Raw genomic sequence first — 10,270 nt, forward strand, 5'->3', positions numbered from 1 at the left:
GCAGGCTCGATGGTCGCATGCGCCACGGACATCACGGCCGCCCGTACCCCCGGCGACCGACTGCCCGGCGCCGCCGCTGTCCTGGGGGTGTGTCACCCGGCCTGCGTACGTTTCAGGCCATTCACCGGGCCCGGGGTCCGTCCGCTCTGGAAGGATGCCACGGCAATGTCCCAGTCATCGAAGTCGTCGGAGCCGTCGGCCCCCGTCCCCACCAGCGCCGACGTGGCCCGACGCGCGGGCGTGTCACGCGCGACGGTCTCGTACGTGCTGAACAACACCGAGGCCGTCCGGATCAGCGAACCCACCCGCCGCAAGGTCCGCGAGGCCGCCGAGGAGCTCGGGTACGTACCGCACGCCGCCGCCCGCAGCCTGCGCGCAGGCCGCACCCGGATCGTGCTGATGCCCACCCCGCACGTGCCCATCGGCCCGCTCTACAGCACGTTCCTCGACGAACTCCAGTGGGCACTGCGCCGGCTCGACTACACCGTCGTGCAGTACGGCAGCCTCGGCCTCAGCGGCGACGAGGCCGTCCGGGCGTGGGCGGAACTGCGTCCGGTGGCGGTCATATCCCTCGGCGAGATCACGCTCTCCGCCCGCAACGTCGCCACCCTCAGGCGGGCCGGTGCCCGAGCCGTGATCACGATGGGGCCGACCGCTGTGCCCGGGGCGCACGCGCTGGTCATGGACCAGCAGCAGATCGGCGCCCGGGCCGCCGCGCACCTCGTCGAGCGGGGCCGCCGGCGGATCGGCGTGGTGGTCCCGCGGGAGGCGGGGCTGGAGCTGTTCTCCGCGCCCCGGCTGGCGGGAGCCCGAGGCGTGGCGGGCGCGGAGGTCGAGGCCCTGCCGATGGCCTACTCGGAGGAGTCCGCCGCGGAGCTCGCCGCCCGGTGGCGCGGCCTGCGGCTGGACGCGGCGTTCGCGTACAACGACGAGTACGCGATGCTGCTGATGCGGGCCCTGCTGGACGAGGGGCTGCGCGTCCCCGAGGAGGTGGCCGTGATCGGCGCCGACGACCTGCTCATCGGCCGGCTGCTGCGGCCCCGGCTGAGCACGGTGCGGATCGAGATGCCGACCGGCGACCACCTGGCGTCGCTGGTGGACCACGCGGTGCGCGAGCCGTCGGAGGCCACGGAGCGGCACGACCTCATGACGGCCGAGGCCGTCCGCCGGGAGTCGACCTGACCGCGCCGGGCAGGCGGGGCCGAGCGGGCACGACCCGGGGTGGCCGTTGACAGGCGGTGACCTGCGGACGGAGACTGCGGGCGCGCCCCACCGGGCGTGCCCGGCGGCCTGCCCCGGTGCCGACACCGGCACCGATGCGCCGACGCCCGTACGGATCCGCCCAGGAGAGACCCCATGAGCATCCGCACCGTCCGCGACGTCTACGTCGTCGACGCCGTCCGCACCCCGATCGGCAAGTTCGGCGGCGCCCTCGCCGGGGTCCGCCCGGACGACCTGGCCGCGCACGTGGTGCGCGCGCTGGTGGGCCGTACGCCCGACCTCGATCCGGCCCGGATCGACGACGTCGTCTTCGGTGACGCCAACGGTGCGGGCGAGGACAACCGCGACGTGGCCCGCATGGCGGTGCTGCTGGCCGGCCTGCCCGTCACCGTCCCCGGTGTCACCGTCAACCGGCTATGCGGATCCGGCCTGGAGGCAGTGATCCAGGCCGCCCGCGCCATCGCGGTCGGCGACGCCTCCGTGGCCATCGCGGGCGGCGTCGAGTCGATGAGCCGGGCCCCCTGGGTGGTCCAGAAGCCCGAACGGTCCTTCCCGGCCGGGCACCAGCAGATGTGGTCCACCACGCTGGGCTGGCGGATGACGAACCCGCGGATGCCCGCGGAGTGGACGGTCCCGCTCGGTGAGGGCGCCGAACTGATCGCCGACAAGTACGCCGTCACCCGCGAGGCGCAGGACGCCTTCGCGCTGGAGAGCCACCGCAAGGCCGCGGCCGCCTGGGCCGCCGGCCTGTACGACGGCGAGGTCGTGCCCTACGAGGGCGTGGACCTGGCGCGGGACGAGTGCATCCGCGAGGGCTCCACGCCCCAGGCGCTGGCCAGGCTCAAGCCCGCCTTCCGCACGGACGGCCGGGGCACGGTCACGGCCGGCAACGCCTCCCCGCTCAACGACGGTGCGGCCGCCCTCCTGCTGACCGACGAGGCGGGCCTTGCGGCCACCGGCCGGGAGCCGCTCGCCCGGATCAGCGCCTCGGCCGTCACCGGCATCGAGCCCCAGCTCTTCGGCCTCGGCCCGGTGGACGCCGTGCAGCGCGCGCTCGGCAAGGCCGGCCGCGATTTCGGCGACCTCTCCGTGCTCGAACTCAACGAGGCTTTCGCGGCGCAGGCGTTGGGGTGCCTTGCGGCCTGGCCGGAGCTGGACCCGGCCGTGGTCAACCCGCGCGGCGGCGCCATCGCGATCGGCCACCCGCTGGGCGCCTCGGGCGCCCGGCTGGCCGGTTCGGTCGCCCACCAGCTGGCCGCGGCGGGCTCCGGCACCGGCATGGCGGCGCTGTGCATCGGCGTCGGCCAGGGCATCGCGCTCGTCCTGGAGCGCTGACCCCCGCCCCCACCAGGGCGTCGATCGTTTCCGGTCAGTCCTCGCCGTCAACTGCCCAATAACTGAACAGAAGTGGCGCCTCCGGTCTGGCACGATGGCGCGTGCTGCCGCCCCCCGTCCGGCATCCCGCCCACCCCACCGGAGGCCCCGCGCCATGCCGCTCCTCGACCCGACGCTCTGGCAGGACGGACCCACACTCACCGGCGGCGCCGCCCCGGTCGTCGAACCCGCGACCGGCCGCACCCTGGCGACCCTCGACCTCGCCGCGCCCGCCGACGTGGCGGAGGCCGCCGCCCGCGCCACGGCGGCGCAGCGCGACTGGGCGCGCACCACCCACCCGCAGCGGGCGGCCGTGCTGCGCCGCGCCGGAGACCTCTTCACCGCCCACGCCGACGAGCTGCGGCAATGGCTGGTGCGCGAGTCCGGGTCGATACCCGGCAAGGCGGACTTCGAGCTGCACGTCGCCGCGCAGGAGTGCTACGAGGCCGCGGCGCTCGCCTCGCGCCCGACCGGGCAGGTGCTGCCCAGCGAGGCCCCGCGGCTGTCCTTCACCCGCCGGGTCCCGGCCGGCGTGGTCGGGGTCGTGGCCCCCTTCAACGCCCCGCTGATCCTCGCGATCCGCTCGGTCGCCCCGGCGCTGGCGCTCGGCAACGCCGTGCTGCTCAAGCCGGACCGGCGCACGGCCGTCTGCGGCGGACTCGCGCTCGGCGCGGTCCTCGCCGCCGCGGGCCTCCCGGACGGGCTGCTCCACGTCCTGCCGGGCGGCGCCGGGACGGGCGCCGCGGTGGTCGCCGACCCGCGGGTGCGGGTGGTGTCCTTCACCGGCTCCACCGCCTCCGGTCGCACCGTCGGCGAGCTGGCCGGACGCCACCTCAAGCGCGCGCATCTGGAGTTGGGCGGGAACTCCGCTCTCGTCGTGCTGCGCGACGCCGACGTCGAGGCCGCCGTCGCCCAGGCCTCCTGGGGGTCCTTCTTCCACCAGGGCCAGATCTGCATGACGGCCGGCCGCCACCTCGTGCACGCCTCGCTCTACGACGAGTACGTCGAGCGGCTCGCCGCGCGCGCCGAGGAACTGGCCGTGGGGGACCCGTACCGCGAGCAGGTCCACCTGGGCCCGCTGATCGACCGCACCCAACTGGACCGGGTCCACGCCCTGGTGGAGGCCAGCACCGCGGCGGGCGCGAAGCTCGTCGCCGGCGGCACGCACCGGGACCTCTTCTACCGGCCGACCGTGCTGGCGGGCGTCGGCGACGACACCCCCGCCTACGCCGAGGAGGTCTTCGGCCCGGTCGCACCCGTACGGTCCTTCGCGACGGAGGACGAGGCGGTGGAACTGGCCTCGGCGGGACCGTACGGCCTGTCCCTCGGCATCGTGACCCGCGACGCGGGGCGCGGGCTCGACCTGGCCGAGCGGATCCCCACCGGGATCGCGCACGTCAACGACCAGACGGTGGGCGACGAGGCCGTCGCACCGTTCGGCGGTGTCGGCGCCTCCGGCACCGGCGCCCGCTTCGGCGGCGAGGCGAACCTCGACGCCTTCACGGAGCTGCGCTGGACGACGGCCCGCACCACCCCCGCAGGGCACCCCTTCTAGGGCGTTGCCCGCGGGGCACCCCGCGGACCGCCCGGCGCGCCGCCGCCGCACGCCGCGCGCCGGGGTTGTCGGCGGGGGCGTGATCATCGCGGATCGGCGGCGGCGTCGGCGGTTGCGGGCCGTGCGTTTCGAGGAATGCCGGAGGCGGGTCGATCGTTCAACGAGCAGACGGCTCTATCAGGAGGTCTGGACACCGTGGCTACAGTCGAGCTCACCAAGGAAAACTTCGACCAGACGGTCAGCGAGAACCCGTTCGTGCTGATCGACTTCTGGGCGGGCTGGTGCCGGCCGTGCCTGCAGTTCGCGCCGGTCTACGAAAGGGCCTCCGAGGCCCACCCCGACCTGGTCTTCGCCAAGGTGGACACCGAGGCGCAGCAGGAGCTGGCCGGCGCCTTCCAGATCACCTCGATCCCGACCCTGATGATCGTCCGGGACCAGGTGGCGATCTTCGCCCAGCCCGGCGCGCTGCCCGAGGCGGCGCTGACCGACCTCATCGGGCAGGCCCGGGCCCTCGACATGGACGAGGTACGCGCCAAGATCGCTGCCTCCCAGCCGGGCGCGCAGGACTCCGGCGGCCACGGGTCCGGCACGCCGGAGGCGTGAGTGCGTGACGCGGCCACCGGGCGGCGGTGAGACTGGGCCGCATGACTGAAGCCGTGGAGTACGACGTCGTGGTGCTCGGCGGGGGCCCGGGCGGCGAGAACATCGCCGACCGGACCCGCGCCGCCGGGTTGACCACGGCCCTCGTGGAGAGCGAACTGGTCGGCGGGGAGTGCTCGTACTGGGCGTGCGTCCCGAGCAAGGCGCTGCTGCGCCCGGTGCTGGCACGCGCCGACGCCCGCCGGGTACCGGGTCTGGCGGGAGCCGTCGGGGGACCCCTGGACACCGCCTCCGTCTACGCGCACCGCGACTACTGGACGGGCGACTGGAAGGACCAGGGCCAGATCGACTGGCTCGACTCCATCGGCGCGGACGTCCACCGCGGCCACGGCCGCCTCGCCGGGGTGCGCAAGGTGGCCGTCACCGGCCCGGAGGGCGGGCAGCACGTGCTGTCGGCCCGGCACGCGGTGGTCGTCGCGACGGGCACCCGGGCGCTGGTCCCCGACCTTCCGGGGATGGCCGGAGCCCGCCCCTGGACCAGCCGGGAGGCGACCTCCGCACGGCAGGCCCCCGGCCGACTGGTCATCGTGGGCGGCTCCGTGGTGGCGTCCGAGATGGCCACGGCCTGGCAGGGGCTCGGATCGCAGGTGACGGTCCTCGTACGCGGCTCCCGGCTGCTGCCGCGCATGGAGCCCTTCGCGGGGGAGCTCGTCGCCGACGCCCTGCGCGAGGCCGGGGCGGTGGTCCGTACGGGAGCGGCCGTCGAGGCGGTCGAACGCGACGGCGCGACCGGGCCCGTCAGGGTGGTACTGGGCGGCGGGGAGGTCCTCGAAGCCGACGAACTGCTGATGGCGACGGGCCGCGCGCCGCGGACCGAGGACATCGGGCTGGATACCGTCGGACTGACCCCAGGAGGCTGGATCGAGGTCGACGAGACCTGCCAGGTGCCCGGTTTCGACTGGCTGTACGCCGTCGGAGACGTCAACCATCGGGCCCTCCTCACCCACCAGGGCAAATACCAGGCCCGTATCGCGGGCGCCGCCATCGCCGCCCGGGCGGCGGGCACCCCGCTGGACACCGCCCCCTGGGGCGCCCACACGGCCACCGCCGACACCCGCGCCCTCCCGCAGGCCGTCTTCACCGACCCGGAGGCCGCCTCGGTGGGCCTGACCCTGGCCGAGGCCGAGCGGGCGGGCCACAGGGTGCGCGCCGTCGATTACGACCTGGGCAGGGTCTCCGGTGCGGGGCTGTACGCCGACGGCTACCGCGGCCGGGCCCGGATGGTCGTCGACCTCGACCGGGAGGTCCTGCTGGGAGCCACCTTCGTCGGCCCGGGCGCCGCCGAGCTGGTGCACGCGGCCACCATCGCCGTGGCCGGGGAGGTCCCGATCGCGCGCCTGTGGCACGCGGTACCGGCCTTCCCGACCGTCAGCGAGATCTGGCTGCGCCTGCTGGAGACCTATCGCGGTTAGAGGCGCGCCGTGCGCATCCCGCCGGCCGGGCCCGCGCGCCGCCCGACGCCGCGCCCCGGGGTGTCCGGGGCGCGGTTTCGGCCCTATTCGGCGATCTCGGTGCGCTCCCACCACTCGTAGACCGGGAGCCGGCCCTCGGGGCCTTCCCGGGTCCGCGAGGTGCTCCTGAAGTGCTCGTAGCCGCCGCGGTGCGGGATTTTCAGATCTTCTCCGGGAGGGGCGGCCTCGACGATCCGTTCCTGCAGATCGTCCGGGCCGCCCTCCAGGGCTGCCTTGTTCGCCATACCCCCAGTGTTGCCGCCGGGCCGCCCCGCCCGCATCAGGAGCACCGCCATCGGGAAGGCCGTCCGGGCGGGCCCGCGAACCGTTCCGACGGGCCGTCACGTGGCGTGAATCAGCCGTACAGCGTTGATCGAGATTAGGTTAGCCTTACCTCAGTTCTGCTCCCGCACCCGGAAGGTGTTCTCGTGATGCGTGCTGCTTCTGCCCCCTCTGCCGCCTCTGCCGCCTCGCTGTCCCGAACCGCCGCCCGCGTGGCGGTCGCCGCCGGTGCCGCGGTCGCGCTCGCCGTCGGTGCGGCCGGTTCCGCCTCGGCCGCCACCTCGACGCGTACGGTCACCGACGGCTCGGCCACCTACAACCTCAGCGTGACGGCGCCCTCTTCGGCCGCCGCGGCCGGGCAGAACGTCACCGTCACCGGCAGCGGCTTCAACACCGGCAAGGGCATCTACGTAGGCCTCTGTGCGGTGAACGGCGCGCAGGGCGCGAGCAAGCCCACCCCCTGCCTCGGCGGGTCGGACCAGTCCGGCACCACCGGCGCCTCGCACTGGATCAACAACGTCTTCGGCGGCACCCTCGCCAACACCTCCGCGTACGGTCCGGGCGGCACCTTCAGCGTCACCATCCACGTCAAGGCCGACCTGGGCGGCGGCCAGATCTGCGGCGAGACGGTCGAGTGCGCCGTCGTCACGCGCGCCGACCACTTCAACTCCTCCAACCGCAAGTACGACGTCCACGTCCCGGTGGCCTTCAACTGAGCTCAGCCCGCGCCCCGTTCCGCCGCGCCCCGTTCTGGCCGCATCCCGGTCCGCCCGTCGACGAGGAAGCCATGACACCCCGACACCCCCTCACCCCCGGCCGCGCCGGCACCGCCTCCGCGGCGCTCGCGCTCGTGCTCGTCTCGGCCGCCGCCGGCAGCCCCGTCTCGGCGGCCGGGGGTGAGGGGGGTGAGGTGCCGCAGGGCGCCGTCGCGTACCGGACGACCGCGCAGTTCACGACGGCGGGCAGGGCCCGCGACCTGCTCCTGCACCCCGACTCCAAGAAGCTGTACGTCGGTTCGGACGATCTCCCCGAGACCGCGGAGACCGAGAGCGGTCTGCACGTCCTGGAACCCGCCGACGGCACGCTCCGCGGCACCGTCAGCCAGGCCCCGGGACCCACGGGCACGCTCGGCCGGCGGGCCGTGCGGCAGCTCGTCGCGCCTCTGCCCGGCGACGGTGCCGTCTTCGTCTACCCGCTGCGCGGCATCGGCACCGCCAAGGAGGGGGACGCCGCCGCGGCGGGAGCATGGGTGCCGGGCGGGCCCGTCACCGACGCGGCCCCGGGGCCCACCCCCTCGACCGTGCTGGTGGCGCAGGGCTCCGTACTGTCGGAGGTCGACATCGCCACCGCTTCCGTCCAGCGCTCCCTCACCCTGGAGGGAGGCGAGCGGTTCGCGTACGACCGGACGCGCGGCACGGTGTGGTTCACCGACTTCGACAACCGCCGGATGCACCGCGTGGACCTCGCTTCCTTCAAGGTCGCCGCGACCGTCGAACTCCCGGCGGGGGACGGCTTCGCAGGCTTCACCGAGGTCGATCCCGAGACCGGAGCCGTGTGGGTCGGCCTGGACACCTCCGTCGTCGTCCACGACGCGACCGGCAAGCCCATCGGCAGCATCAACGGCGGCGGGGTCGACATGCCCCGCGCGGCCGGGTTCGACGCCGCCACCCGCGAGGCCTTCGTGGTGTGGCAGGACCCGGGGGACACGTCGCAGCCGGGCAGCGACGGCGACGGCGCGCTCACCGTCCACCGCACCGGGGACCTCAAGGAGGCCGCCCGGCCCGTCGTCCTCCCCGGGAACCACGCGCAGTCGGGCAGTGCGGCCGTCGCCGTCCAGCCCGGCGGCGGCGTGGTCTTCGTGTCCGACCCGGCCGCCGGCCGCATCACCCGGCTGGAGCGCGCGACGTCCCCCAGGATCACCCGCAACCCCGAGGACCGCACGGTCGCCGCCGGGGCCGAGGCCTCCCTGACCGCGCAGGCCGAGGGGAGCCCGGCGCCCACCGTCGTCTGGCAGGTCAGCGCGGACTCCGGCCGGACCTGGCAGGCCGTGCCGGGCGCGACCTCCACCACGTACTCCTTCAAGGCCGCGGTGGCCGACAACGGCCGCCGCTACCGCGCGGAGTTCACCAACCACGCCGGTGTCAGCCGTACCGCCCCGGCCACGCTCACCGTCACCGCGCCCACGGCCGGCGGCGCGACCGGCGGCACGACGGGTGGCGCGACGGGTGGCGGGACCGGGGGAGCAGCGGGCGGCTCCGGCGACTCGGCGGGCACGGAGGGCTCCGCGGCCACCGTCGGCGGGTCCGGCTCGGCAGGCGGTTCGGCGGGCAGCTCGGCAGGCGGTGCGGTCAGCGGTGCGGGCACCACCCCCACCGGCGGTGCGCTCGCCTCCACCGGTACCGCCGCGGCCTCCCTCGCCGGCGGCGCGCTCGTGCTCACGGCGGTCGGCTGGGCGCTGGTGCGCCGCACCCGGCCGCGCGGCACCACCTGCTGAGGGGAAGGGGGCCGGGAGGTGGAACGGCGCGGCGGGCCAACGCCGTTGAACGTGTCGACCGCATCTTCCGACCCGCGATTCAGGAGACACCGCACGTGATCGTGATCGCCCACCTCAGCGATGTCCACCTCGACGGCGACCGGCGCGCGGCCGACCGCACCCGCGCCGTCATGGAATATCTCGACGGCTTGCCCCACGACCTGGACGCCGTCCTCGTGAGCGGGGACATCGCCGACCACGGCGCGGACGCGGAGTACGAGGAAGCCGCCAAACTGCTGCGTTCGCGCCACCCGCTGGTCGTCTGCCCCGGCAACCACGACGAGCGCGCAGCGTTGCGCCGCGGCCTGCTGGGGGAGGAGACGGGGTCCACCCTGCCCGTCGACCAGGTGCTGCGCGGTGACGGCTTCGTGCTCGCCGTGTGCGATTCGTCCGTCCCCGGAGCGGACCACGGCTTCCTCGAGGAGTCGACGCTGGCCCGGCTGGACGGGGTACTGGCCGACACCCCGCAGGACACTCCGGTCCTGGTCGCCTTCCACCACCCGCCGGCCGAGCTGCACACCCCGTACGTCGATGAGATCCGCCAGTTCGGCGAGGAGCGGCTCGCCGCCCTCGTCGAGCGGCACCCCCACCTGACGGCGTTCCTGTGCGGGCACGCCCACACCGCCGCCGCCACCACCTTCGCCGGCCGGCCGCTCCTCGTGGCGCCCGGCGTGGTGTCCACCCTCCGGCTGCCGTGGGAGAGGCGTACCGGGTCCTCCGAGCACGTGCACCTCGACGAGCCGCCGGCCGTCGCCTTCCACGTGCTGGGCGACGACGGCCGGCTGACGACCCACTACAGGGTGGTCGTCGACCGCCGGTAGCTGCGGCCGTCGCGGGTCCGCGTGAGTTGGCCCGAGGTGATCAGGTAGCGCCGCAGCGCCGAGCAGTCCTCGTGCACGGTGCGCAGCGCCTCGTTCACCTCGGGCTCCGTGTACGTGCGTTCCACCGTGAAGAGGGTCTCGGCCAGGTGGACCAGCAACTGCTCCCGGCGGACTGCCTTGCGCGGGATCGCCGTGAGGCGGCCGCCCGAGAAGAGGTCGGAGACGTCCCGGCGGACCGGGCGGGCGGCGGGCTGCCGCGGGGGTTCGGCGTTCTGTGACATGCCGTCGACCTTCTCGCGGCCCGTACGGTCCGGCAACGCAATTTCCCCGTACGGGAGGCCTCGCCTGCCCCGGGCCGCCCGCCCTGCGGCGG

The 10,270-nt window shown here is 75.0% G+C and carries 10 protein-coding genes; 8 read left to right on the forward strand and 2 right to left on the reverse strand.

Annotation, left to right across the window (positions count from 1 at the left end):
* The first annotated feature begins 165 nt into the window (after positions 1-165).
* The 5 genes from AVW11_RS02655 to AVW11_RS02675 all read left to right on the forward strand — a co-directional run bounded on the left by AVW11_RS02655 (position 166) and on the right by AVW11_RS02675 (position 6,222).
* Positions 166-1,182 (forward strand): LacI family DNA-binding transcriptional regulator, encoded by a 1,017-nt coding sequence (locus AVW11_RS02655; RefSeq protein WP_076043075.1) that lies wholly within the window; start codon positions 166-168, stop codon positions 1,180-1,182.
* Between the two features lie 174 nt (positions 1,183-1,356).
* A complete protein-coding gene (locus AVW11_RS02660) occupies positions 1,357-2,556 on the forward strand; it encodes a thiolase family protein (RefSeq protein ID WP_076043076.1) in 1,200 nt (399 codons plus the stop codon).
* Positions 2,557-2,710: 154 nt separating this feature from the next.
* On the forward strand, positions 2,711-4,150 hold the full coding sequence (locus tag AVW11_RS02665; protein ID WP_076043077.1) for an aldehyde dehydrogenase family protein: 1,440 nt from the start codon (positions 2,711-2,713) through the stop codon (positions 4,148-4,150).
* A gap of 195 nt (positions 4,151-4,345) precedes the next feature.
* A complete protein-coding gene (locus AVW11_RS02670; RefSeq protein ID WP_037832812.1) occupies positions 4,346-4,753 on the forward strand; it encodes a thioredoxin family protein in 408 nt (135 codons plus the stop codon).
* A gap of 41 nt (positions 4,754-4,794) precedes the next feature.
* Positions 4,795-6,222 carry a dihydrolipoyl dehydrogenase family protein gene (locus tag AVW11_RS02675; RefSeq protein WP_076043078.1) on the forward strand — a complete coding sequence of 476 codons (1,428 nt, stop codon included), beginning with the start codon at positions 4,795-4,797 and terminating at the stop codon, positions 6,220-6,222.
* Positions 6,223-6,305: 83 nt separating this feature from the next.
* Here AVW11_RS02675 and AVW11_RS02680 read toward each other — a convergent pair whose 3' ends face one another.
* Positions 6,306-6,506, reverse strand: a complete 201-nt coding sequence (locus AVW11_RS02680; RefSeq protein WP_030844233.1) for a DUF5988 family protein — start codon at positions 6,504-6,506, stop codon at positions 6,306-6,308.
* Between the two features lie 186 nt (positions 6,507-6,692).
* On the opposite strand from AVW11_RS02680, the gene AVW11_RS02685 reads away from it, so the two are divergent.
* The 3 genes from AVW11_RS02685 (at position 6,693) to AVW11_RS02695 (ending at position 9,897) form a co-directional block, all read left to right on the forward strand.
* Entirely contained in the window at positions 6,693-7,259 is a 567-nt protein-coding gene (locus tag AVW11_RS02685; protein WP_076043079.1) for a hypothetical protein, read from the forward strand.
* Positions 7,260-7,330: 71 nt separating this feature from the next.
* A complete protein-coding gene (locus tag AVW11_RS37300; protein WP_076043080.1) occupies positions 7,331-9,037 on the forward strand; it encodes an immunoglobulin domain-containing protein in 1,707 nt (568 codons plus the stop codon).
* A 95-nt stretch (positions 9,038-9,132) separates the two neighbouring features.
* Positions 9,133-9,897 carry a metallophosphoesterase gene (locus AVW11_RS02695; protein ID WP_076043081.1) on the forward strand — a complete coding sequence of 255 codons (765 nt, stop codon included), beginning with the start codon at positions 9,133-9,135 and terminating at the stop codon, positions 9,895-9,897.
* Here the strand turns inward: AVW11_RS02695 and AVW11_RS02700 are convergent.
* Positions 9,870-10,178 (reverse strand): DUF2087 domain-containing protein, encoded by a 309-nt coding sequence (locus AVW11_RS02700; protein ID WP_076043094.1) that lies wholly within the window; start codon positions 10,176-10,178, stop codon positions 9,870-9,872. The two genes, AVW11_RS02695 and AVW11_RS02700, sit on opposite strands and share 28 nt — an antisense overlap.
* Between the last annotated feature and the right edge of the window lie 92 nt (positions 10,179-10,270).

The organism is Streptomyces amritsarensis (assembly GCF_001953875.1).
Taxonomy (GTDB): Bacteria; Actinomycetota; Actinomycetes; order Streptomycetales; family Streptomycetaceae; genus Streptomyces; species Streptomyces amritsarensis.

Bases quoted from the DNA above. Each gene is read 5' to 3' on its own strand.
- AVW11_RS37300 (WP_076043080.1), top strand. From the start codon at position 7,331: ATGACACCCCGACACCCCCTCACCCCCGGCCGCGCCGGCACCGCCTCC.
- AVW11_RS02660 (WP_076043076.1), top strand. From the start codon at position 1,357: ATGAGCATCCGCACCGTCCGCGACGTCTACGTCGTCGACGCCGTCCGC.
- AVW11_RS02675 (WP_076043078.1), top strand. From the start codon at position 4,795: ATGACTGAAGCCGTGGAGTACGACGTCGTGGTGCTCGGCGGGGGCCCG.
- AVW11_RS02700 (WP_076043094.1), bottom strand. From the start codon at position 10,178: ATGTCACAGAACGCCGAACCCCCGCGGCAGCCCGCCGCCCGCCCGGTC.
- AVW11_RS02680 (WP_030844233.1), bottom strand. From the start codon at position 6,506: ATGGCGAACAAGGCAGCCCTGGAGGGCGGCCCGGACGATCTGCAGGAA.
- AVW11_RS02655 (WP_076043075.1), top strand. From the start codon at position 166: ATGTCCCAGTCATCGAAGTCGTCGGAGCCGTCGGCCCCCGTCCCCACC.
- AVW11_RS02685 (WP_076043079.1), top strand. From the start codon at position 6,693: ATGCGTGCTGCTTCTGCCCCCTCTGCCGCCTCTGCCGCCTCGCTGTCC.
- AVW11_RS02665 (WP_076043077.1), top strand. From the start codon at position 2,711: ATGCCGCTCCTCGACCCGACGCTCTGGCAGGACGGACCCACACTCACC.